Below are 24011 nucleotides of genomic sequence, written 5' to 3' on the forward strand. Positions count from 1 at the left end.
TGTGAATGAAAAAAGCCAGCGTTATGCTGGCTTTTTTTATTGCCCATTGCGCTGCGGCATTTCACACTGACACAGTGCAATTTATCAAGCACCACCTCACCCCGCCAATCGTTCTAAAATCATCATCACCTGTTGCAACCGCTGCGCCGCTTCCGGCATCTCGCAAAAGAACTTCAGTTTATCAGTGCCATCCAATTTGAATTCCTTGGGTTTAGCTTGCACCAAGCGAATGAGATTCAGCGGATCAAGCGTTGGCTGCTCATTAAAAATAATGCGCCCACTTGCTGCGCCCACTTCAATTTTGCGAATTCCCAGCGGTTGGGCGCGGAGTTTTAATGCTGTGATTTCTAATAAGCGTTTGGTTGGTTCTGGCAATAACCCAAACCGATCAATCATTTCCACGCGCAACTCCCGCAATGCTGCATCATCACTCGCGCTGGCAATGCGTTTGTATAACACCAGCCGCGCTTGTACATCCGGTAAATAATCACTCGGCAATAATGCCGAAACCCCCAAATCAATTTCCGTCCCGTGATCGAGCGGGCGATCTAATTCTGGGGCGCGTCCTGCTTTTAACGCATTCACTGCCCGCTCCAGCATGTCCATATACAACGTGAAACCAATTTCAGTAATTTGCCCAGATTGTTCATCGCCAAGCAATTCACCCGCGCCACGAATTTCTAAATCATGCGTCGCTAAAGTGAACCCTGCGCCCAAATCTTCCATTGCTGCAATCGCATCTAAGCGTTTTTTTGCATCGGCAGTCATTAGCGTGGGCGGTGGCGTGATTAAATACGCATAAGCGCGATGATGCGAGCGACCAACGCGCCCGCGCAATTGGTGCAATTGTGCCAGCCCTAATTTATCGGCGCGATTGATAATAATCGTATTGGCGCTCGGCACGTCAATGCCGCTTTCAATAATGGTGGTGCAGACGAGTAAATTAAAGCGTTGATGATAAAAATCGCGCATTACGCGCTCTAAATCACGCTCGCGCATTTGCCCATGTGCAACCTGTACTCGCGCTTCTGGAATTAAATCTTTTAACCTCTGCGCTTGGTTTTCAATCGTTTGCACTTCATTGTGTAAAAAGTACACCTGCCCACCACGTTTTAATTCACGCAACACCGCTTCTTGTAATAAACCATCGTGCCACGCATTCACAAAGGTTTTAATGGGATGTCGTGCAACCGGCGGCGTGGCAATAATGGATAAATCGCGCAAACCCGCCAGCGACATATTCAACGTGCGCGGAATTGGCGTCGCCGTCAGCGTCAAAATATCCACTTCTGCCCGCAGATTTTTGAGCTGTTCTTTGTGGCGCACGCCGAACCGATGTTCCTCATCAATAATCGCTAACCCTAAGTTTTTGAAGCGCATTCCGGGCTGGAGCAATTTGTGGGTGCCGACGACGATGTCGAGCGTGCCAGCCGCCAGCCCGTCCAAAATCCGCTGCTGTTCTTTGGCGGTGCGAAACCGCGACAGGCTGTCCACCCGCACCGGCCAATCCGCAAAGCGGTCGGAAAAATTCTCAAAATGCTGCTGCGCCAGCAGCGTCGTCGGCACCAACACGACCACTTGGCGACCGCCGTTGACCGCCATAAACGCCGCTCGCATCGCGACCTCAGTTTTGCCAAAACCGACATCGCCACACACCACGCGATCCATCGGTTTTGCGGTCGCCATATCCGCCAGCACGGCATCAATGGCGCGTTGCTGATCGGGCGTTTCTTCAAAAGGAAATGCGGCGGCAAAGGTCGCGTAATCCGCCCCCCCGTCGGGACAAGCAACCCCGCTGCGAATGGCGCGGCGAGCGTGAATATCGAGCAATTCAGCGGCAACATCGTGAATTTTACGCGCAGCTTTGCGTTTAATTTTGTCCCACTGATCGCTGCCGAGCCGATGCAGCGGCGCGTGGTCTGGCGCGGCACCGGTGTAGCGCGAAATCAGATGCAACGCGCTGACCGGCACATAAAGTTTGTCGTGATTGGCGTATTCGAGCGTGAGAAATTCGGTGGTCAGGCCGTCGCCGACGGTCAGCGTTTGCAAACCGAGATAGCGCCCGATGCCGTGCTGTTCATGCACCACCGGCGCTCCCACGCTCAATTCCGTGAGATTGCGGACGATGGCGTCATTATCGCGCTCACGACTGCGCCGCCGTTCCTGCCGCACCCGCTCGCCATACAACTGCGTTTCCGTGATGAGCGCGATGCCAAACATCTCGCTCACTCCGGTTGCAACGGGCGGAGCTTGGAAACTCTCTTCTGCAAACGGCAACGATAAAAGCCGTTCTTCGGCGCGGCAGTGCGGAGTCAACAACAACCCCCGCTCCAACGGCGCAACCGTCAACGCCAGCGCCAGCTCGCCGCTGACAAACGTCTGCCAATCCGCCACCAGCGTCGGGCGAATCCCAAAATGCGCCAACTGCTCGGCGAGCACCTCGCGCCGTCCCGCACTTTCCGCCACAAATAACGTTCGCTGCCCCGCGCCAGCCATAAACGCCAGCAATGCCTGCGCCGGCTGCGCTGTGCGGGCATCAATCGCCAACGGCGGCAGTGCGGCAGTCGCAAAATTGTGAATTGCGGCATAACCCTTGCGCCGTTCCGTCACCGCGTCTGCTTGATATTGCACGCCCGCGCAGCGATTGAGCGCCGCCGCCAATTCGTCTGGCGTGAGATACAACTGCGCGGGCGGCAACAACGGGCGCTCGCGGTCATAACGGCGCTGTTCATAACGCTGCTGCACTCCCGCAAAAAAACCAGCCGCCGTCTCGCGTCCATCCGCCGGTTCCAGCACCACCGTGCCCGCTGGCAAATAATCAAACAGCGTCGCCGTCTGCTCAAAAAACAGCGGCAGGTAATACTCCAAACCGTTCGGCGTATTCCCCGCCGACACCTCGCGGTAGATCAAACTGGTTTGCGGATCGCCCTCAAAGCTGGCGCGGTACCGCTGCCGAAATCCCGCCAGCGCCTCCTCCGTCAGCGGAAACTCCCGCGCTGGCAACAGCCGCACCTGCTCCAATTGCGCTTGTGACCGCTGCGTTTCCGGGTCAAAGGTGCGGATGCTGTCGATTTCACAGTCAAATAAATCAATCCGCAGCGGCGCGTCACTGCCCATCGGAAACACATCTAGCAACGCCCCGCGCACCGCAAATTCTCCGTGCGTGAGCACTTGCGACACGCAGGAATAGCCGCTGCGCTCCAGCCGCTGGCGCGTCGTCTCCAGCGCAAACCGATCACCGACCTTTAACACCAATGCCTGACTCTCGACATAGTCACGCGGCGGCAGCCGTTGCAGCAGCGTCGCCACTGGCACAATCAACACGCCTTGCGTTAATTCTGGCAGCCGATACAACGTCAACAGCCGCTCTGACACCAGCTCCGGCAGGGGTGAAAACACGTCATAAGGCAGCGTTTCCCAATCCGGGAAAGTCAGCAGCGGCACCGGAGTTGCAGCCAGAAAAAAGCGCAGTTCGTGGCGCAACATCGCTGCTGCCTGCGCATCCGCCACCAGCGCCAGCACCAAGCCCGGCTGGAGACGCGCTGCGTTGGCAATGGCGAGCGCGGCGCTGGCAGCGGTGAGTTGTCCCCACAGCAGACGTTCGCCAGCGCGGGTGGGAAGAGGTGGAGTGAGCGGAGAATGCAGAGCCGGTGACGGCATAATCAGATAAACCTCGGAGCAGCACAAAAGACATCAGCACGAGCGGCGCGATTTTCGCACACCACGCCCGCGCCTTTGCGATGAGATGTGCGCCATGTCTGGTTAATAAATAGAAAAGCGCGTTAAAGTGTGCCCGAGCTTGGTGTGGTTATCAATAACTGCTCAATGCACACTCCCGGCACGATTGAATAGCACGTTTTACGCAATTGTGTCATTTCACTTCAATATGATGTTTAAGGAAATTGTAATGGCTAAAACAATTCTGACTGTGGATGATTCCGCCTCCATTCGCCAAATGGTGACCTTTACTTTGAAAGATGCCGGTTATGCGGTGGTTGAGGCGGTCGATGGACAAGATGGTCTTGATAAAGCGAAATCTGGACGCTTTGATTTGATTTTTACGGATCAAAATATGCCGCGCATGGATGGACTGACGTTGATTAAGCAATTACGCAGTTTGCCGCAATACGCTTCGGTGCCCATTTTGATGCTGACGACTGAATCAAGCGATGGCATGAAAAGTCAGGGGCGGGCAGCGGGCGCAACCGGCTGGCTGGTCAAGCCGTTTGATCCACAAAAATTGTTGGAAGTGGTGCGCAAGGTCATCGGTTAATCGCCAGCACGCAACGGAGGCAGGGTTTATGACCATTGATATGACGCGCTTTTATCAGGTCTTTTTTGACGAGGCCGGTGAACACCTCGCGGCGATGGAAGATTTGCTGTTGGAATTGGATGTCAGCGCCCCTGATTTGGAAACGCTGAACGCCATTTTTCGTGCTGCGCATTCAATTAAAGGCGGCGCGGGCACCTTCGGGTTTAATGACATGGCGGAGGTGACGCATGTTTTGGAAACCCTGCTTGATTGTTTGCGCAAACAGGAATTGCAGCCAACGATAGAAATGGTGGACACCTTTCTCCGCGCTGGCGATGTGTTGAAAGCGCAGTTGGCGGCGCACCAAGAAGGGCGCGAATACGCAGATGATCGCATCGCCGAGGTGTGCGCTCATCTTGAGCAACTCTCCACACTGGCTCCCACGCCGCCAGCCAATCATCGTTTTGCGCTCGCGCCACAGGTACACACGCCGCCCCCCTCAGTGCGCTGGCACATCAGCTTTCGCGCCGATGCCATCGACTTTCAACCCGGCGCAGATCTTGCTGCGCTGCGCGACGTGCTGGCGGAATTAGGGCAGGTCGATTGGTTGAGCGCGGATGATGCCGAGCTGTGCGTGTGGCGCTTGACCACCAACGCCGGGCAAGAAGCCATCATCGAAACCTTCGCCTTTGTCTGCGATCCGGCCTGTTTAACGATCAGTTTTGATGATGGTGCGCTGCATCCGTCGGCGCACCAGACGGCGCAAGAAGATCCCGGCTTCGGCTTTTTTACTGACGCGCCGGGCAGCGACCATCTCAAGCAAGTGCTTGAAGATGAAGCGGGATTTGGCTTTTTTGCCGACGCGCCCGGCACTGCGTATTTAGCGCAGCACGCGGCAGATGCGGAAGAAGATGCGGCTGGCTTTGGCTTTTTTGCTGGCGCACCGGGCAGCGAGCAGGTGTCAGACCAAGAGCATCACGGCTACGGCTTATTTGGCGGCAGCCCCGGCATGGCAACGGTCGCAGCCATAGCGCAGCAGGAACGCACAGAAAACGCGCAAGGTTATGGCTTTTTTGAGCGCCGCCAGCCGCTCGTACCAACCGATGCAGTGCCGGCTGCTGCCCCGCCCGTTGCGCCAGCGCCGGTGCGTCCGGCAGCGACCGCAGCGGATGCGAAACGCGCTGCGCCCGCCGACACCTCAATTCGGGTCAGCGTCGAAAAGGTCGATCAACTCATCAATCTGGTCGGCGAGCTGGTGATCACGCACGCGATGCTGGCGGAGTCGGCGTCGGGCTTGGAACCGCTGGCGCATGAGCAGATTTTTGATGGGCTGGCGAATTTAGAGCGCAATTCCCGCGATTTGCAGCAGGCGGTGATGTCGATTCGGATGCTGCCGATCAGTTTTGTGTTTAACCGTTTTCCCCGCGTGGTGCGCGACACTGCCGCCAAGCTGGGCAAGCAGGTGACGTTGAAATTGCTCGGCGAAGATACCGAATTGGATAAAGGCTTGATTGAACGCCTCGCCGATCCGCTCAACCATCTGGTGCGCAACAGCATTGATCACGGAATTGAACAGCCGGAGCAGCGCGTGGCGAGCGGCAAGCCGGAAATGGGCGAAATCACGCTGCGGGCGAGTCATCAGGGCGGCAGCGTGGTGGTCGAAGTGCGCGACGACGGCGCGGGTTTGAATCGGGAGAAATTGCTGGCTAAAGCGGCGCAGCAAGGAATTGCGCTGCCGGACAATCCGGCTGACAAAGACGTTTGGCAATTGATTTTTCATGCTGGATTTTCCACTGCCGACAAGGTCACTGATATTTCTGGGCGCGGCGTCGGCATGGATGTGGTGCGGCGCAATATCGAAGCAATGAATGGGCGCGTCGATATTGATTCTGAACCGGGACACGGCACCCGCATTACAATTCGTTTGCCCTTAACGCTGGCCATTTTGGATGGATTATCGGTGCGAATGGGCAATGAAATGTTTATTTTGCCATTAACTGCGATTCAAGAATCCATTCAACCCACCCGCGATCAATTTATGACGGTTGCCGGTAAAGGACGGCTGGCGCGAGTGAATGGCGATTATTTACCGCTGGTGATTTTGCGCGAAGTGTTTGCGCTAGATGCGCCGCCAGTGCGCGATGAAGATGGCATTTTAGTGGTCGTCGATACCACAGAAGGGCGCATTGCGTTATTGATTGACGAATTAGTCGCCCAACACCAAGTGGTGATTAAAAGTTTAGAAACCAATTATCGCAAAGTGGAAGGCATCTCCGGCGCAACCATTATGGGTGATGGTCGTGTGGCATTGATTTTAGATGTTGATGCGCTGGCGCGTCTCAATCGCCGCGTTGAATAAAACCAACAGCTCTATTATTAACAAGAGGCAATTTTGATGAATTATGATCGCGCCGAGCGCACTGTCACCACTACCGAGGTGACAAAAGAATATCTCACCTTTACTTTAGGTGATGAAGAATATGGAATTGATATTTTGAAGGTGCAGGAAATTCGCGGTTATGATGCCGTGACGCGCATTGCGAACGCGCCCAGCTTTATTAAAGGTGTGATTAACATGCGCGGCATCATCGTGCCGATTCTCGATATGCGCCTAAAATTCAATCTTGGGCAAGTAGAATACAACGAGTTTACGGTGGTGATTATTCTCAACGTCGCCGAACGGGTGGTAGGAATCGTGGTTGATGGAGTATCAGATGTCATTGCCTTAAAACGTTCGCAAATCCGTCCCGCGCCTGAGTTTGGCGCGTTAATGGATACAGCATACATTGATGGTTTAACCACTTTGGAACAGCGCATGGTGATTATGGTGGATATTGAAAAACTCATTACCAGCAGCGAAATGGGTTTGGTTGAGCCGGCACGACTTGAAAACGCATAACTACAAAATAATAACAACATCAGATCACTGCTAACTTTACAGGAGAATGCGTCAAAATGGGTAAATTAACCGTTGGGTTACGATTGAGTATTGGCTTTGGGATGGTATTAACGTTGTTAATTATCATCTCAAGCATTGGTTGGGCAAGTATGCACTCCGTTAATCAAGATTTAGATATGATTGTCAATGATCGGCTGCCTAAGTTGTCGTGGACACACAACATTATTGATCGCGTTAATGAAGTCACGCGCATCATGCGCACCGCATTGTTAGTTGAAGATCAGGCTGAGGCGGTGCGAAAAGTGGATACTATTCCCGTCATCAATGCCGAAATTCTCGACAATGTGGACAAACTCAAACGCGCCATTAGCACTCCAGACGGTATTCAATTGATGACGGCGCTTAAAGCTGCCCGTGATCCCTTTGTAGCTGTGCGTGATCGCTTTATTGAACTGGTCAAAAATGGTCAACGCGCTGAAGCCAAAGTAGTGCTGTTGAATGAGTCAATTGTTTTGCAGAAAGCGTTTTTAGATGCGCTGGATAATTTGGTCAATTATCAGGAAGAGTTGGTCAATACATCTGGTGTTGCGGCGGCAGAAAATACCAATCTTGCGGAACAAATTATTATTTTACTGTCAGTGTTGGCAGTGCTTTTAGGTGCCGCGACCGCCTTTTGGATTATTCGTTCGCTCATGCGTCAACTTGGCGGCGAACCGGATTATACAGCAGCAATGGTGCAGGCAGTGGCAGCGGGTGATTTATCGCATACGCTGGTGGTGAAACCAAACGATACCAGCAGCTTATTGGTATCGTTAAAAACGATGCAAGAAGAATTAAAGCAGTTGGTCAATGAAATCACTCTCATTGTACACGCTGCCAATCAAGGCAATTTCAGTCAACGCTTGAACATCGCGGATAAAAAAGGCTTTGGTAAGGATATTTGCACCAGTTTAAATCAACTGGTTGATACGACTGACATCGGGCTAAAAAATGTCACGCGAGTTGCCAATGCGCTGGCAGTGGGCGATCTCTCACAAACCATCACCAGCGATTGCGCGGGCGTGTTTAATGAGACGAAAGTGGGTGTCAATGGTACGGTCACTGCGTTGACCAAAATTGTGAATGAGATTCGCGGCATCGTTGATGCGGCAAATCGTGGTGATTTCAGTTCTAAATTAGAGCTGAAGGGGAAAAAAGGCTTTGCGCTCGATATTGCGCAACTGCTCAATCAATTGTCTGATACTACCGAGGTAGGATTAAACGATGTGATGCGGGTGGCGAAAGCGTTGGCAAATAGTGATTTGACGCAAACAATTACCAAAGAGTATCCGGGTTTGTTTGGAGAAACAATCACGGCGGTGAATGGAACGGTGATGAATTTGAAAAGTTTAGTGTTTCAAATTCGAGAAGCAGTTGAAACGATTTCTACGGCATCCAGTGAAATTGCAACCGGCAATCAGGATTTAAGTCAGCGCACGGAAGAACAGGCGAGTTCATTAGAAGAAACCGCCAGTTCAATGGAGCAATTAACCAGTACCGTCAAACAAAACGCGGATAATGCGCGGCAGGCGAATCAATTGGCGATTGCGGCGTCGGAAGTGGCGGCGAAGGGCGGCGAGCGGGTCGGGGCGTCGGTGGAAACGATGACGGCGATTGCGGATTCCAGCAAAAAAATCGCAGATATTCTCAGCGTGATCGACGGAATTGCGTTTCAAACCAATATTTTGGCGCTCAATGCGGCGGTGGAAGCTGCCCGCGCTGGTGAGCAGGGACGCGGTTTTGCGGTGGTGGCGGCCGAGGTGCGCAATCTCGCGCAGCGCTCGGCAAATGCGGCCAAGGAAATCAAAACCATGATCGGTGACAGCGTGGCGAAGGTGGACGCCGGCACGATTCAGGTGAATGAAACTGGGCAGCGGATGCAGGATATTGTGCTTTCAATTCAGCGTGTTACTGATTTGGTGGCGGAAATTTCAGCGGCATCGTTGGAGCAATCCACCGGCATTGGGCAGGTCAATCAGGCCATTTTGCAGATGGATGATGTGACGCAACAAAATGCGGCGTTGGTGGAGCAGGCGGCGGCGGCAGCGGAGGCGTTGGCGGATCAAGCCCGCGAGTTGAATCGCATCGTGGCGGTGTTCAAAACGGGTCAGGACGGGCGCGGCGCTCCGGCGCGAGCGGCGGCAGTGCGTCCAAGTAGTGCGCCCAAACGACCGGCGACGAGCTTGGCTCCGGTCAAGGTTGCTAAATCCATTCCGCGCTCTGTGAAACCTGCCGATGATGATGACTGGTCCGAATTTTGAGCGTGAGTTTCAGTTTACGGCGCAAGATTTTGAGCGCATTCGCGGGCTGATTTATGAGCACGCAGGAATTGCGCTCAACGCCAATAAAACTGACATGGTTTACAGCCGGATTGCGCGGCGTTTGCGAGCGACCGGACTGGCGACTTTTGATGAATATCTTGCTTATTTGGCGCACGATTCCGACGAATGGCAGCAATTTACCAATTCGCTGACGACGAATCTCACTGCTTTTTTCCGCGAAGCGCATCATTTTCCCGTGCTGGCTGAACAGGTTCGCAGTGCCCGCCGCGCCGGGCGCAGCCCGCTGCGGCTGTGGTCGGCGGCCTGCTCCACTGGTGAGGAGCCGTATTCGATGGCGATGACGGTGATTGATGCGCTGGATTCGTGGACGCCGCCGGTGCGGATTTTGGCGACTGATTTGGACACCAACGTGCTGCGCCAAGCCGCCGAGGGCGTTTATCCGCTGGAACGGGTCGCTAAATTGTCGCAAATGCAGTTAAAACGCTTTTTTCAACGCGGCACCGGAACGCGAGAGGGCATGGTGCGGGTGCGCCCGGAAGTGCGGGCGTTGGTAACGTTTCGACCGTTGAATTTACTGGCGGAACAATGGCCGTTGCATGCGCAGTTTGAAGCGATTTTTTGTCGCAATGTGTTAATTTATTTCGATAAAAAAACGCAAACCAAATTGGTCGCTCGGTTTCATCCGCTGCTGCATCCTGAAGGGCGTTTATTTATCGGTCATTCTGAAAGTATGACGCATTTAGCAACGCTATTTCGGTTGCAGGAAAAAACCGTGTATGTACCGCAGACGCGCTAATTGTGGATGCCTTTGCGCAATGCGACTAGCAGGTGCTGTTGAATTGTCACGCATAAACATTTAGGACGCTGGGGCGTATGTCACAAATCCAACCGCGCTTTGAAGAAGTATTAGCTCCAACGCTGTATTTTGATCGCCAATTCGATACGGATGCGGTCAAAATTTTACCGGGCGAGTATTACGTTTCCGCCCGTGATTTGTTGATGGTGACAGTATTAGGTTCCTGTGTGGCAGCATGTTTGCGCGATTCCGTCAGCGGGATTGGTGGCATCAATCATTTTATGCTGCCTGATGATCGCCGTGAAGATGACAGTCGCTTGAGCCGTTCCATGCGTTATGGTGATTATGCGATGGAGATTTTAATTAACCAGTTGCTGAAACTGGGGGCGCGGCGGGCAAATTTAGAAGCGAAGGTGTTTGGTGCTGGCAATGTATTGCCGGGTTTCAAAAATCATATCGTGGGTGAACGCAACGCTGCTTTTGTGTTGTCCTACTTAAATACAGAAGGCATTCCGGTGATTGCGAAAGATTTGCTCGGCAATTATCCGCGTAAAGTATATTTTTTTGCTAACAGCGGACGAGTGCTGGTAAAAAAACTACGCGCCTTACATAACGACACCATCATTGAGCGAGAATTGAGTTATAGCGAAACCCTGCGCCAAGCAAAGGTTGAAGGTGACGTTGAATTATTTTCTTAAAAAGTGTCGGATGAGTGCTGTTATATCGAGATGAATAAGAGGCAAAGTGTCAATGATCGAACAATTAAAACCATATTGGCTGCTGTTGTTGATTGGAATGCTGGCAGTATTACAAACACTCTTGCTGCCAACGCTGCTGCCTGCGTGGGTGCTGGTGTTGCTATTGAGCGGGGCGTGGGCGCTCAGTTTGTGGTTACAGCAACCAAATAACGCAGCAGATACAGTTGCACAGCAGCCCTTTATATCCAACAATTCGCCGCGCCTTGCCGAGCGGGAATTGTGGGAATTGGTGGTCGAAACCGATCAATTGATTGGGCCGCAGATGTTGGAATTGCGCGAATTAGTGCAGCAGGCAACTGATTTAATTAAACATGCTGCGAATGATTTACAGCATAGCTTTGCGGGTTTATCGGATGAATCCCAACAGCAACATGCGCTAGTGTTGCGGTTGGTATCGCATGATGATAGCCATGATGGTAAAGATCATACTTTTATTGATGTCAACGCATTTCTTGATTCTAACAGCCAATTGTTATCTGAAAATATCAGTCGTTTGATTGAAATGGGAATGCACAGTGTCCGCGTGGCGCATCAAATTGATGATCTTTCGGCACAGATGAGTGATATTTTTAATCGTTTAGAAAGTGCGAAACGGATTGCGCGGCAAACGAATTTATTAGCCTTAAATGCGGCAATTGAGGCGGCGCGGGCGGGTGAAGCGGGACGGGGTTTTGCGGTGGTGGCGCAGGAGGTGCGTAAGTTATCGCAGGATGCGGCGGAATTTAACGATCAAATTCGCAATCAAATTCAACAAGCGCAAGATGTGTTTGCGGAAACCCGTAATATCGTGGGCAAGATGGCGTCACAAGATATGAATGCGTCCATTACTGCGAAAGGTGCGATGGATGACATGATTTATCGGGTGCAAAGTGTCAATAAAATGGTGGCGGAAGGTTTAGATGAATTAACGGTGGTGGTGGAACGCAATCAAAAAAATGTGGGGGCGGCGATTCGATTATTGCAGTTTGAAGATATTACGCGCCAAGTGTTAGGACAGGCGGAAATGCGGATTGATTTTATGGATCGCTTTGTTGCGGAATTGCGCCAAATTCCGCTCGGACAAGCGCGTACACCTGAAGATATTGCGCAGGCGCGGCAACGGTTATTGCAGTTGCGCGAACAATTAATTGCGGCGGCGCATCGTCCGGTCAGTCAAAAATCAATGCATGAAGGTGAGATTGAACTTTTTTAATCTGCATGTGTGCAGCACACAATGCAATTGAGGTGGGTGTGACGCGACCAATTCGAGTTTTAATCGTCGATGATTCGGCGCTGGTGCGGCAGATGTTGACGGCGATGTTGACGGCGGCACCGGACATTGAGGTGGTTGGGGTTGCTGCCGATCCGTACATTGCCCGCGATCAAATCAAGGCGCTGAATCCTGATGTGGTGACGCTGGATGTGGAGATGCCGCGCATGGATGGGCTGACGTTTTTGCGCAATTTGATGCGTTTGCGTCCGCTGCCGGTGGTGATGGTGTCGTCGCTGACTGCTCGCGGCGCGGAGGTGACGTTGCAGGCGCTGGCGCTCGGGGCGGTGGATTTTGTGTGCAAGCCGGAGTTGGGGGTGGCGACGACGTTGCAAAACTACGCTGGTGAGTTGGCGGAAAAAATCCGCATGGCAGCGCAGGTGCGCGTTGTGCCGTTGGTGGTAACGCCGCAACAGGCGGCGCCGCTGCCGCGTTTGGCGCAGTCCAAGCTGCGCACGACAGATCGGGTGATTGCGTTGGGGGCGTCAACGGGCGGCACGGAGGCGATTAAAGAAGTGTTGCTGCGTTTGCCGCCGGATACGCCGGGCGTGGTGATTGCGCAGCACATTCCGCCGGGGTTTAGTGCCGCTTTTGCGGAGCGCATGAATCGGCAAACGGGTTTGGTAGTGAAAGAAGCGGCGAATGGTGATCGGGTGATGCTGGGTCATGCGTATATCGCGCCGGGGAATCGTCATTTAGTGCTGGCGCGGGATGGCGCACATTATGTGTGCCATCTCAGCGATGCTGATCCGGTCAATCGCCATCGCCCCAGCGTGGATGTGTTATTTCGCTCGGTGGCGCTGGCGGCAGGTATCAATGCCTGCGCGGGTTTGCTGACCGGAATGGGCGCAGATGGTGCCCAAGGTCTGAAGGAACTGTATGATCTTGGGGTACACACGGTTGCCCAAGATGAGATGACGAGCGTGGTGTGGGGGATGCCGGGCGAAGCGGTGAAGCGAGGAGCGGCGACGGTGGTGTTGCCAATTGCGGAAATCGCGGCCGCGCTTTATGCGGCGGCATTGGCACCGCGCCAGCGTCGTCCGGTGACGCCGTTATCGTGAATGCGTTATCAGTTATCAGTTGTCAGCTATTAAAAACCGTATGCGTTTTTATCAACTGTTTTATTGAAAAAAATCACTGTATACTCATTCACTGAAAATCGACAACCGACAACGTTTTAACAAATAATTCAATAAAAAATAGGAACGACTGATGAGTGTGATGCGGCGCGTTGATGAACAAAAATCTCAAGTCACAATTGCCATTGATGGCCGTTTTGATTTTGCCCAACATAAGGCATTTCGTGATGCCTATCGGGAAGTGGACGCGAAACAAATGAAGTTCGTGGTGGATTTATCCGGCGCGTCTTATCTCGACAGCTCCGCGCTGGGAATGTTGCTGCTGCTGCGCGATTACGCCGGCGGCGATGCAACGCGAGTAACCATCACCGGCTGTAGTGAAGATGTGCGGCGCGTGTTGAAAATTGCCAATTTTGAAAAGCTCTTCCAACTCGACTAAACAGCAACGCCATGTCTAATCCCAACAGTTCTGCTAACCCAAACTCAGTACCAGCTACTTCCGCAGCGGCGAGCGGAACACGCGGGTGCGCACTGGTGGTGGATGACGAACCAAGCAATCGCCGTTTTTTATCGCTGATGCTGGGCAACGAGGGATTTCACACCATCGAAGCCGAAGACGGTGAACAGGCGGTGGAACTGTTTGCGCAGCGGCGACCCGATATCGTGTTTATGGACGTGATGATGTCGGGAATTGATGGTTTTGAAGCCACCCGCCAAATCAAAACGCTGGCGGGTTTAACCTTCGTGCCGGTCATTTTTTTAACGGCGCTGACCGAAGAACAATCGCTGATGCGCTGCATTCAAGCTGGCGGCGATGATTTTCTCTCTAAACCGTTCAGTTTTATGGTATTGAAAGCGCGGATTTTAGCGATGGAACGGGTGCGCGATTTACAACGCACGGTCGCCGCTAAACAACAGGCGCTCTCTCTGTTATTGGAACAGGAACATGAGGAGCAGGAACTCGCCGAACGGTTATTGAGCCGAGCGGTAATGAATCGCAATGTGGCGATGGAGCGGTTGTGCCGAATGCAGCGTCCCGCTTCGGTATTTAATGGCGATTTAGTATTGACGCAGCATTTGCCGGATGGCGGGCTGCGGCTGTTGGTGGGTGATTTCACCGGACACGGTTTAGCGGCAGCAATTGGTGCTTTGCCGGTCGCCGATGCGTTTCATGCCATGACGCGCAAAGGCGTCAATGATGCGCGAGTGCTCGCCGAAATTAATCACAAGCTCTATCAAATTTTACCGGCAGATCGGTTTTTGGCCGCCTGTTTGGTTTCACTCAGCGGCGATGGCGAAGAATTGCGGTGGTGGAATGGCGGAATGCCAAGTATGTGGATGCGCCGTGCTGATGGATTACATGAAATCTCTGCACACGCGCTGCCGCTGGGGATTTTGCCCGAATTGCCAGCCTGTGAAGCGCCGCGCCGAATTCGTTTACATTCCGGCGACCGTTTGTTGATGATGACTGATGGTTTATTGGAAGCGTCCAACGCGCAGGGTGAAATGTTTGTGAATGCTGGTTTTTATGACGTGTTGCGCCACTGGCAATTTGGCGAAGCGGTATTACCAACATTAGTCGCCGCCCTGAATGCCCACAGCGCCGACACGGAGCAAAATGATGATATTGGCGTGGTAGAAATTCCATTGGATACCACGCTCTGTACAGTGCCGGTATTAGATCAAGAATTTATTCCCCGCGATGGCTGGCATTAAAACGACGTCACCAAGAATGTTGAATGACTGTGACTGAAGTACAACCTCCAAACCATCCGCGCCCGGCGTTATTGGAACAAGAAACGCTGGTTGAAACGATGTTTAGCCAGACCACCGATGCAATTGTGTTAATTGATCCGACGAGCCAACGCTTTGTTCAATTCAATTCCGCAGCGCATCTGGGTTTGGGATATAGCCGCGAGGAATTCGCGCAATTATCAATTGCGGATATTCAGGCCGATCATTCTCGCGCTGACATCACCGCCAACCTTGCCGCCATTCTCGCCGGCACCCTGACGCAGCTTGATACCCGCCACCGCAATAAAGCTGGCATTGTTTGCGACGTTGCCATCACTTTCCGCCCACTTCAGCATCGTGGCCGCACCCTGATTTCAGTCGTGTGGCGCGATGTCACCGCGCAAAATGCCCGTGATCGTGACCATCTCGTGCGCACCGCTCGCCTGCAATTGCACACGCAATTGATGAGCGAAATCACCACCGCGCCAGCAGGAATCAATGGCGAATTGGAGTGTTTTGCTGCCGATTTAACGGCGCGCTTGGGCACCGCGTTGGCAATTGCTCGCGTCTCGGTGTGGCAAATCAACACCACAACCACCGATCTCGAATGCCTCGATTTATTTGAATGCGCCAGCACGCGCCACACCGCTGGCATGGTGCTGGCAGAAGCGACCTATCGCCGCGAATTCAGCCATCTTTATAGCGCCCGCTATATCAGCGCCGCCGACGCCTTCACCGATGCCCGCACTGCCGCCTATATCGACACCTATCTCAAACCGCTCGGCATCACCGCCCTGCTCATCTGCGGCATCATTTCCGCTGGACAATTGCGCGGCGCACTCTGTTTTGAGCAGGTCAGCGGCATCTATCACTGGCATGAAGATGAAGTGCGCTTTGGCTGTCAGGTCGCAGACCAAATTGGCATGGTGATGCTCACGCAAGAACGGCTGGCGCTGCTCAACGCGCTACGGCGCAGCGAAATTTGCTTGAATCGGGCGCAGGTCGTCTCGCAAACCGGACACTGGCGACTCGACATGACCACCACACAACTCACCTGTTCGGGCGAGCTGTATCGCATTTTTGGATTGCCACCCGCCACGCCGGTCACGCTAGAAACCTTCACATCGCGGTTGCATCCTAGCGATTGCCCGATGGTGATTGATGCGTGGAATCAGGCGCTGGCGGGCAAACCCTGTCAAATCACCCACCGCATCATTGTGAATAACGCCACTCGTTGGGTAGAAGAACGCGCTGAATTTGAATTTACAGATGATGGGCAACCGCTCAGTGGTTTAGGCATCGTTCAAGATATTACTGAGCGCGTGCAAACCACACAAAAACTGGAAGCCTATCGGTTACATTTAGAAGAATTAGTCAATTCCCGCACTGCCGAATTAGAAGCAGCTAAAGAAGCAGCCGACATTGCGAATTATGCAAAATCAGAATTTTTATCGCAGATGAGCCACGAATTGCGCACCCCAATGAATGCCATTCTTGGTTTTGCGCAATTGCTGGAATACGACAATCAGCTCAACGACTTGCAGCGAGAAAGTGTGAATGAAATTTTGCGCGGCGGCAAAAAGTTATTAAAACTGATTAACGAAATTCTTGATTTAGCAAGTTTAGAAGCGGGAAAAATTGAACTTTATTTTGAATCAGTAGCGTTAGATGATTTAATTACAGAATGCTTCGACATCGTGACTCCATTAGCACAAACACGCCAAGTCACACTGTGGCACGACATCACCCCCGAATTAGTATTATGGGCAGATCGGCGGCGCTTAAAACAAGTCATCATCAATCTCATCTCTAATGCCATTTTGTATAATCGTCCAGAAGGACGCGCCGGCTTAAAAGCACAACCCAAAGCAGACGCATCGCCTCGCGTGTGTTTACAGGTGTTAGACACCGGCCAAGGTATTCCGCCCGGACAAATTAGCGAATTATTTATGCCTTTTGTGCGCTTAAAACTAAATGATCCGCGTGTGGAAGGCATTGGAATTGGTTTAGCAGCGTGTCGGCGCTTAGTAGAAGCCATGAATGGTCAAATTGGCGTGACTAGCGTCTTACATGAAGGCAGCAGTTTCTGGCTTGAATTACCCGCTGCGCCACTTGAAGTGTAATGCCAATGCGTTGTGCATTTCACTTTTCCCCACGATGAGGAGCTGTAGTGATTAACAACCAGTATAAAATCCAAGATGCTGCCCGCATTCTGGTCGTGGATGATGAACGCGCTAATCTCATTTTAATGGATCGCTTGCTGCGTGCTGAAGGATATACCAATTTAACGTTAATAGATGATCCGCGCCAAGTAATGGAAGTGTATCTCCAAAATCCTCCAGATTTGATTTTGCTTGATATTCGGATGCCTTATCTCAGCGGCTTTGATTTAATTGAGAAAATCATGGCGCATAACGATCCCTGTACCCCGCCTATTTTAGTATTAACTGCGGAAAGCAGCCGCGATTATATGTTGCGAGCGTTACAAGCTGGTGCCCGCGATTTTATTGGTAAACCATTTGATCGCGCCGAAGTGGTGGCGCGAGTGCGCAATATGTTAGAAGTGCAATTAGCATTACGCATGGCGCACGATCAAAAAGATTTATTAGAACAGGTAGTGCATGAACGCACCCGTGAAATTCGGGAAACGCGCCTGCAAGTCGTGCAGCGTTTAGGACGCGCTGCGGAGTACCGCGATAATGAAACAGGTCGCCATATTTTGCGCATGAGTCACATGTCGGCGTTATTAGCGGCGCAATGTCCGGGTTGGAATGAAGATGATGCTGAAATCATGTTACACGCCAGCCCGATGCACGATATTGGCAAAATTGGTATTCCCGACGCGATTTTATTGAAGCCCGGTAAATTAACGCCGGATGAATGGACGATTATGCAAACGCATACCACCATTGGCGGCGATATTTTAAGTGGCGATACCTCTGATTTATTGCGCATGGCGCGGGAAATCGCTTTGAGTCATCACGAAAAATGGGATGGGAGCGGTTATCCCGCCGGATTAGCCGGGAATGCTATTCCCATTACCGGGCGGATCGTAGCATTGGCTGATGTGTTTGATGCCTTGACTTCTGAACGTCCATATAAAAAAGCCTGGTCAATTGACGATACGTTGCAATTGATTCGTGCGGAAGCGGGACGCCATTTTGATCCGCACTTGGTGGAGCGATTTTTAAGCGTGATTCCGGCGGTGCTTGATATTCGTGCGCGTTATGCAGAAACGGAAGTGGACGCTGAAACTGCATTTTTAGAGCGTTATTAGTATAACCACGCATCTAACGCTGTTTTTAACTCGGTAAATTCAGCCGTTAAGCTGGCGCTTAATGGCAATAACTCGCTGAATTCTTCTGCCATTTCTATTTGTGCGGCTAATGCGCGTAAGCGCGGAGCGGAGATATTAGCAGCCAATCCTTTAATGCTGTGCGCTTTGAATTGCACCTTAGCAAAATCACCCACTATGACCGCCTCTTGCAATTCTTGAATACGCACTGGCATATCTTCTAACGATTGTCGAATCACCGTTTGCACAATGCGCTGCTCGCCAATCCGCGTTAATAAATCAGCCGCATTAAAAACCATCTGCATATCTTCAGCGGGAGGAGTGGGCATTATCACTGCTGCCGGCATTGGGCGATGCAGATGCGCAGCAACCGCTCGCGCTAATTCCAGCGGCTGCACCGGTTTTGATAAATAACTATTCATTCCTGCATCTAAACAGCGTTGGCGGTCGCCTTTCATTGCCAGCGCCGTCATCGCAATAATTGGCACCAATTGATTAGCCGCGCCAACTTCGCCGTGCCGAATCCGCTGCGCCGCTTCAAAGCCATCCATTTCCGGCATTCGTCCGTCCATTAACACTAAATCATAAGAACGCCGCGCCAGCAGCATTAACGCTTCAACGCCATTATTGGCAATTTCAACCATGCCCACATAACCAAGTTTTTCTAACATTTCGCGGGCGACAATTTGATTGGTGCGATTATCTTCCACTAATAAAATATGTACCTGCTGCGCAATAGGATGATGCAGCACCTGACGGGCATCAGCGAGTGTATGGCGCACCACAATTGCGCTCGATAAACTGGCATCGCGCTTCAATACCTGCGCAAGACAATCGTGCAATAAATGTTGGCGCAACGGTTTAGTGAGATAGCCATCAAAACCCGCTTCTTCGGCATGAATTGCCGCGCTGCGCTGCACCAGCGATGCCAATAAAATCAACTTCGGCGCACCCCACGCCGCCGTCTGTTTGATCTGTTGTCCCAACTGTAAAACGTCACCGTCGGGCATTTTGAAGTCCAGCAACGCCACTTGAAACGGCGTTCCGGCTGCTGCTGCCAGCGCCAGCGCCTCCAGCGCGGCAGTCGCCGTCGCCGCCTCAACCACCTCACAACCCCAAGTCGTGAGCAAGGTCGTAATTAAATGACGATTGGTAGCGTGATCATCCATCACCAATGCTTTGACATGACTCAAATCAATAGGATGAAGCGGATGTGCCGGATGCACTTCAGAGGAACGCTCAAATTCAGCCGTAAACCAAAACGTCGAACCTTCCCCCAATTGACTATCTACGCCGATAGTGCCGTGCATCAATTCAACGAGTTGTTTAGACACCATTAACCCTAAACCCGTTCCACCTTGACGGCGCGTTGTCGCATTATCCAATTGTGAAAAAGCGAGAAATAAATTGCCCTGCTGTTCTTGAGGAATGCCAATGCCATTATCATGTACTTCAAAACGGAGCACGGCGTGCGCAGCGGTGAGCGTTGCAACACGCACATGAATTGCCACTTCACCTTGATCGGTAAATTTAATCGCATTGCCAGCAAGATTGATTAAAATTTGCCGCAAATAACGGGGATCGCCATAGACCGCCGCCGGAACTTCAGCATCAATTTGATAGGTTAATTCCAGCCCTTTTTCGAGCGCATGAAACGCCAGCATTTCGACCACATCTTCTAAAGCACTGCGCAAATCAAAATGCAGCGCATCCAATTCTAATTTGCCGGCCTCAATTTTAGAAAAATCGAGAATATCGTTAATTAACGACAAAAGACTTTCACCGCTGCTGCGCACGATTTCTGCAAAGCGATATTGCTCTTCAGTGAGACCCGTTTCTAATAACAACCGCGTCATGCCAATAATACCGTTGAGCGGCGTGCGAATTTCGTGGCTCATATTGGCGAGAAAGCGACTTTTCGCTTGCGTAGAGGCTTCGGCGCGGGCAAGCGCCTGATCTAACTCATAATTTTTGCGCTCCATCAGCTCCGCGTATTGCGTCGGTGAAATGGTTTTAGATGCTTCTACGTCCTGCGCTGCTGCCGCCGCCGCTCGCAGGTGCGCACAATGCGCGGATTGCAGATGCACGCAAATCTGCTCGGAATGACCGCTGATTTGGCGCAAAGATTCTGGTGACAATGACTCATCCATCACAACATCCTGAAATAAAAAACCCGCAATCTGTGGTTTTGATAGAAGATCATGCTGCACAAAACCACTCATTTTTCATGTGATTAAGCTGACCATGAAAAGATGACAACCGTGCGACGAGCGCCCCTGCGCTGCGCTCGCAGTTGAAAAGACGGTGCGGAATCAGGTTACCCGCCCTAAAATGACGACTTTGCAGATTGAGCGGGTGCGGTATGGAAAACTTTCGTGGAACAACCATTTTGTCAGTACGGCGCGGCGGCGTGGTCGTCATCGGCGGCGACGGTCAGGTCACGCTCGGCACGACGGTAATGAAAGGCAACGCTCGCAAAGTGCGACGCTTGTATAAAGGACAGGTATTGGCGGGATTTGCGGGCGCAACTGCGGATGCGTTTACTTTATTTGAACGCTTCGAGAGCAAATTGGAAAAACACCAAGGTCATCTCACGCGCTCGGCAGTGGAATTAGCAAAAGATTGGCGCACAGATCGAATGCTGCGCCGTTTAGAAGCGTTATTATGTATTGCGGATGCCAGCACTTCGTTAATGATTTCCGGCACTGGTGATGTGATTGAACCCGAACAGGATTTGATGGCAATTGGATCGGGTGGTTCCTTTGCACAAGCAGCAGCACTTGCATTATTGGAAAATACCGAATTGAGTGCGCGGGAGATTGTTGAAAAAGGATTGCATATTGCGGCTAACATTTGCATTTACACCAATCACAATTTAGTCATTGAAGAACTCGCTACTGCGTCCACCGCATTGTAATATGCTCGCGTCACTATACAATGCAAGATCACATCACAACGGATGTATTCATGTCAGAAATTACGCCACAACAGATCGTCGCCGAATTAAATAAACACATCGTCGGTCAGGATGATGCCAAGCGAGCGGTCGCCATCGCGTTGCGCAATCGCTGGCGTCGCGCCCAAATCGCCGAGCCGTTGCGTTCGGAAATCACGCCGAAGAACATCTTGATGATCGGTCCGACCGGCGTTGGCAAAACCGAGATTGCGCGGCGGCTGGCGCGGCTGGCAAATGCGCCATTCATCAAAGTTGAGGCGACGAAATTCACCGAAGTGGGTTATGTTGGGCGCGATGTGGAGTCGATCATCCGCGATCTTGCTGACATCGGCGTCAAGATGGCGCGAGAACAGGAAATGGCCAAGCTCGCCGATCAAGCCGAAGCTGCCGCCGAGGAACGCATTCTCGACGCGCTGCTGCCGCCAGCAGCGTCCGGTTTTGAGGAAGACAGTCGCGCCACCGTCAGCTCCGCCACCCGCGAAAAATTCCGCGACAAATTGCGCTCCGGTCTCTTGGATGAACGCGAAATTGAATTGCAAGTCGCGGTCGCGCCGGTTGGTGTTGAAATCATGGCACCGCCCGGCATGGAGGAAATGTCCAATCAACTCCAAGGCTTATTTCAAAATTTAGGGCAAGGACGCACAAAACGGCGCAAGTTGCGCATCAGCGATGCGCGGCAAGTGCTGAAAGATGAAGAGGCCGCCAAGCGCGTCAATGATGAGGAACTCAAGCTGCGGGCGCTGGAGAATGTTGAACAAAACGGCATTGTTTTCATTGATGAATTGGACAAAGTGACCAGACGCGGCGAGGGCATGGCGGGTGCAGATGTGTCACGCGAAGGCGTGCAGCGCGATTTATTGCCGATTGTTGAAGGCAGCACCGTTTCCACCAAACACGGCGCAGTGCGCACCGATCACATTTTATTTATTGCATCGGGCGCATTTCATTTATCAAAACCTTCAGATTTAATTCCAGAATTGCAGGGGCGGTTGCCAATTCGCGTAGAATTGAAAGCCTTAACAACTGAAGATTTTGTGCGCATTTTGACCGAGCCAGATGCGTCTTTAACCGATCAATATCAGGCATTGCTGGCTACCGAAGGCGTGCAATTAGAATTTACTGCGGATGGTATTCAACGGCTGGCAGAAATTGCGTGGCAAGTGAATGAACGCACTGAAAATATCGGCGCACGGCGCTTGCATACAGTGCTAGAGCGGTTATTAGAAGATGTGTCTTATAATGCTTCCGAATTAGATCGCGTCACCATCACCATAAATGCTGCGTATGTCGAGCACAATTTAGCAGGTTTGGCGGCAAATGAAGATTTATCGCGTTATATTTTGTGAGCGTACTCACTACTAACACCTTGCCTGTTCAAGCCCCAGTTTTATTGAATAGTGGAGTGATCAGCCATGCCGTTTTTACGCTTATATTCTGGTAATCATTTACAGAAGCAATGGACGCTCACCAATGAGCGTTTTACCATTGGTCGCGCTGAAGACAACGATATTGTGTTGCAAAATCCGCGAGTGTCAAAATATCATGCTGCGATTGAAAAAGATGGTGAAGGCTACATTTTAAGCGATCAAAATAGTGCGAATGGTGTTTTTGTCAACAGCGTACAAATTAAACAGCATTCGTTAGTGTTTTGGGATGAAATTCAAATACATCCCTATCGGTTAGTGTATATGGCACTATCAAAGCTGCCCGGTGAAGAAGAAGGTTTAGAAACCCAGATTGCGCCGCCATTACAAAAAGAAGCCACAATGGTTGTTGCTGCTGAAGATATCGCCCGTTCGTTGCGGCAGATGCAAGAGCAAAAAAAGAACATTGTCTATTTAATTTGTAAGCGCACCAATGTGCGTCACATTTTAGAGAATGCAATTGTTACCTTAGGGCGATCACGCAGTTGCGATATTCGTTGCGGCGGTTTATTTGCGCCGGGTCTTGCTGCCACAATTGAATTACGCACCGATGGTCACTATTTGCTGCCTAGCGTCAAAGGACGGGTGTTAATCAATGGTTTGCAAATTCAAGAACCGGTGCGTTTGGCTGAAAATGATCGACTTGAAATTCAGGGCATCACCTTTACCTATTACATGCGTCCGTTGCGTTGATGGTGGTGACACACTGGAATTAACGACTGCTTTTCTGTTAGAATTTTCTGCGAATTAACTTCCTATTAGAGGATTGCCTGATGTCTGCACTGTTAAATGAAATGACGCTGACGTTGACTTCGCCAGCCCAAGCCAAGATGAGTGAATTGTTTCAAGATATTGATGATAACGTGCAGGGCGTGCGTGTTTACGCAACTGCTGGCGGTTGTAGCGGGGTCAGCTTTGGCATGACCTTTACTGATGCCATTAACGATGATGATGGCGTGTTGGAATTCGATGGCTTTAAAGTCGTTGTCGATGAAGGTACCTTAGAATATCTGCGCGGCGTTGAAATTGATTTCGTTGATCGTGATGACGGCAATGCCACTTTCGTATTCAATAACCTGCCACAAGCTGGTGGTGGTTGCAGCAGTTGCGGTTCTTCTTCCGGTGGCGGCTGTTCTTAATTCGCAGCGCATGTGAACTTGGCATAAAGCGGCGTTTGCCGCTTTCATGTTTTTTAAGTCTTAAAAACGCAAATTCATTCTTTTCAGTTGGATTCATCGTGACCACGCA

At 51.5% G+C, this 24011-nt stretch carries 18 protein-coding genes; 16 read left to right on the forward strand and 2 right to left on the reverse strand.

The genetic code is table 11. From position 1 onward, the window contains the following. Positions 1-96: 96 nt before the first annotated feature. Entirely contained in the window at positions 97-3660 is a 3564-nt protein-coding gene (mfd, locus tag CKO12_RS08870) for a transcription-repair coupling factor (RefSeq protein WP_200154383.1), read from the reverse strand. A gap of 247 nt (positions 3661-3907) precedes the next feature. Here mfd and CKO12_RS08875 point away from each other — a divergent pair, with 247 nt between their 5' ends. The 12 genes from CKO12_RS08875 to CKO12_RS08930 all read left to right on the forward strand — a co-directional run bounded on the left by CKO12_RS08875 (position 3908) and on the right by CKO12_RS08930 (position 18365). Then, a complete protein-coding gene (locus tag CKO12_RS08875) occupies positions 3908-4273 on the forward strand; it encodes a response regulator (protein ID WP_200154384.1) in 366 nt (121 codons plus the stop codon). A 28-nt stretch (positions 4274-4301) separates the two neighbouring features. Continuing rightward, positions 4302-6611, forward strand: coding sequence for a chemotaxis protein CheW (locus CKO12_RS08880; protein ID WP_200154385.1), 2310 nt, complete (start codon positions 4302-4304; stop codon positions 6609-6611). A 36-nt stretch (positions 6612-6647) separates the two neighbouring features. Continuing rightward, complete coding sequence (locus CKO12_RS08885; RefSeq protein WP_200154386.1) at positions 6648-7151, forward strand: chemotaxis protein CheW; 504 nt, start codon at positions 6648-6650, stop codon at positions 7149-7151. Positions 7152-7207: 56 nt separating this feature from the next. Next, on the forward strand, positions 7208-9451 hold the full coding sequence (locus CKO12_RS15150; protein ID WP_200154387.1) for a methyl-accepting chemotaxis protein: 2244 nt from the start codon (positions 7208-7210) through the stop codon (positions 9449-9451). Further along, positions 9429-10268, forward strand: coding sequence for a CheR family methyltransferase (locus CKO12_RS08895; RefSeq protein ID WP_200154418.1), 840 nt, complete (start codon positions 9429-9431; stop codon positions 10266-10268). Before CKO12_RS15150 ends, CKO12_RS08895 begins: the two co-directional genes overlap by 23 nt. An 86-nt stretch (positions 10269-10354) precedes the next feature. Then, on the forward strand, positions 10355-10966 hold the full coding sequence (gene cheD / locus CKO12_RS08900; protein ID WP_200154419.1) for a chemoreceptor glutamine deamidase CheD: 612 nt from the start codon (positions 10355-10357) through the stop codon (positions 10964-10966). A gap of 52 nt (positions 10967-11018) precedes the next feature. Beyond that, complete coding sequence (locus CKO12_RS15155) at positions 11019-12218, forward strand: methyl-accepting chemotaxis protein (protein ID WP_200154388.1); 1200 nt, start codon at positions 11019-11021, stop codon at positions 12216-12218. Positions 12219-12256: 38 nt separating this feature from the next. Next, positions 12257-13336, forward strand: coding sequence for a protein-glutamate methylesterase/protein-glutamine glutaminase (locus CKO12_RS08910; RefSeq protein ID WP_338032725.1), 1080 nt, complete (start codon positions 12257-12259; stop codon positions 13334-13336). Between the two features lie 151 nt (positions 13337-13487). Next, positions 13488-13793, forward strand: coding sequence for an STAS domain-containing protein (locus CKO12_RS08915; RefSeq protein WP_200154390.1), 306 nt, complete (start codon positions 13488-13490; stop codon positions 13791-13793). 11 nt (positions 13794-13804) lie between these two features. Further along, positions 13805-15070 carry a fused response regulator/phosphatase gene (locus CKO12_RS08920; protein WP_200154391.1) on the forward strand — a complete coding sequence of 422 codons (1266 nt, stop codon included), beginning with the start codon at positions 13805-13807 and terminating at the stop codon, positions 15068-15070. 23 nt (positions 15071-15093) lie between these two features. Then, positions 15094-17211 carry an ATP-binding protein gene (locus tag CKO12_RS08925; protein WP_200154392.1) on the forward strand — a complete coding sequence of 706 codons (2118 nt, stop codon included), beginning with the start codon at positions 15094-15096 and terminating at the stop codon, positions 17209-17211. A 50-nt stretch (positions 17212-17261) separates the two neighbouring features. Further along, the gene (locus CKO12_RS08930; protein ID WP_200154420.1) at positions 17262-18365 is read left to right on the forward strand and encodes an HD domain-containing phosphohydrolase; all 1104 of its coding nucleotides are present in this window, start codon (positions 17262-17264) and stop codon (positions 18363-18365) included. Here CKO12_RS08930 and CKO12_RS08935 read toward each other — a convergent pair. Next, entirely contained in the window at positions 18362-20533 is a 2172-nt protein-coding gene (locus tag CKO12_RS08935) for a hybrid sensor histidine kinase/response regulator (RefSeq protein ID WP_242466275.1), read from the reverse strand. The two genes, CKO12_RS08930 and CKO12_RS08935, sit on opposite strands and share 4 nt — an antisense overlap. 212 nt (positions 20534-20745) lie before the next feature. On the opposite strand from CKO12_RS08935, the gene hslV reads away from it, so the two are divergent. The 4 genes from hslV to CKO12_RS08955 all read left to right on the forward strand — a co-directional run bounded on the left by hslV (position 20746) and on the right by CKO12_RS08955 (position 23902). Further along, complete coding sequence (hslV, locus tag CKO12_RS08940) at positions 20746-21300, forward strand: ATP-dependent protease subunit HslV (protein ID WP_200154394.1); 555 nt, start codon at positions 20746-20748, stop codon at positions 21298-21300. A gap of 50 nt (positions 21301-21350) precedes the next feature. Next, positions 21351-22685, forward strand: a complete 1335-nt coding sequence (gene hslU, locus CKO12_RS08945; protein ID WP_200154395.1) for an ATP-dependent protease ATPase subunit HslU — start codon at positions 21351-21353, stop codon at positions 22683-22685. 66 nt (positions 22686-22751) lie between these two features. Then, the gene (locus tag CKO12_RS08950; protein WP_200154396.1) at positions 22752-23456 is read left to right on the forward strand and encodes an FHA domain-containing protein; all 705 of its coding nucleotides are present in this window, start codon (positions 22752-22754) and stop codon (positions 23454-23456) included. An 80-nt stretch (positions 23457-23536) separates the two neighbouring features. After that, positions 23537-23902, forward strand: a complete 366-nt coding sequence (locus tag CKO12_RS08955; protein WP_200154397.1) for a HesB/IscA family protein — start codon at positions 23537-23539, stop codon at positions 23900-23902. The last annotated feature ends 109 nt before the right edge of the window (positions 23903-24011 follow it).

Origin of the sequence: Chromatium okenii, from assembly GCF_016583745.1 — a bacterium.
In the GTDB taxonomy this organism is placed as follows: Bacteria; Pseudomonadota; Gammaproteobacteria; order Chromatiales; family Chromatiaceae; genus Chromatium; species Chromatium okenii.

What these genes read in the sequence shown, in the direction of transcription:
- hslV (WP_200154394.1), top strand. Translation starts at nt 20,746, where the DNA reads ATGGAAAACTTTCGTGGAACAACCATTTTGTCAGTACGGCGCGGCGGC.
- CKO12_RS08880 (WP_200154385.1), top strand. Translation starts at nt 4,302, where the DNA reads ATGACCATTGATATGACGCGCTTTTATCAGGTCTTTTTTGACGAGGCC.
- CKO12_RS15150 (WP_200154387.1), top strand. Translation starts at nt 7,208, where the DNA reads ATGGGTAAATTAACCGTTGGGTTACGATTGAGTATTGGCTTTGGGATG.
- CKO12_RS08875 (WP_200154384.1), top strand. Translation starts at nt 3,908, where the DNA reads ATGGCTAAAACAATTCTGACTGTGGATGATTCCGCCTCCATTCGCCAA.
- CKO12_RS08920 (WP_200154391.1), top strand. Translation starts at nt 13,805, where the DNA reads ATGTCTAATCCCAACAGTTCTGCTAACCCAAACTCAGTACCAGCTACT.
- mfd (WP_200154383.1), bottom strand. Translation starts at nt 3,660, where the DNA reads ATGCCGTCACCGGCTCTGCATTCTCCGCTCACTCCACCTCTTCCCACC.
- CKO12_RS15155 (WP_200154388.1), top strand. Translation starts at nt 11,019, where the DNA reads ATGATCGAACAATTAAAACCATATTGGCTGCTGTTGTTGATTGGAATG.
- CKO12_RS08955 (WP_200154397.1), top strand. Translation starts at nt 23,537, where the DNA reads ATGTCTGCACTGTTAAATGAAATGACGCTGACGTTGACTTCGCCAGCC.
- CKO12_RS08885 (WP_200154386.1), top strand. Translation starts at nt 6,648, where the DNA reads ATGAATTATGATCGCGCCGAGCGCACTGTCACCACTACCGAGGTGACA.
- CKO12_RS08915 (WP_200154390.1), top strand. Translation starts at nt 13,488, where the DNA reads ATGAGTGTGATGCGGCGCGTTGATGAACAAAAATCTCAAGTCACAATT.
- CKO12_RS08925 (WP_200154392.1), top strand. Translation starts at nt 15,094, where the DNA reads ATGACTGTGACTGAAGTACAACCTCCAAACCATCCGCGCCCGGCGTTA.
- CKO12_RS08950 (WP_200154396.1), top strand. Translation starts at nt 22,752, where the DNA reads ATGCCGTTTTTACGCTTATATTCTGGTAATCATTTACAGAAGCAATGG.
- CKO12_RS08935 (WP_242466275.1), bottom strand. Translation starts at nt 20,533, where the DNA reads ATGGATGAGTCATTGTCACCAGAATCTTTGCGCCAAATCAGCGGTCAT.
- CKO12_RS08895 (WP_200154418.1), top strand. Translation starts at nt 9,429, where the DNA reads ATGATGACTGGTCCGAATTTTGAGCGTGAGTTTCAGTTTACGGCGCAA.
- hslU (WP_200154395.1), top strand. Translation starts at nt 21,351, where the DNA reads ATGTCAGAAATTACGCCACAACAGATCGTCGCCGAATTAAATAAACAC.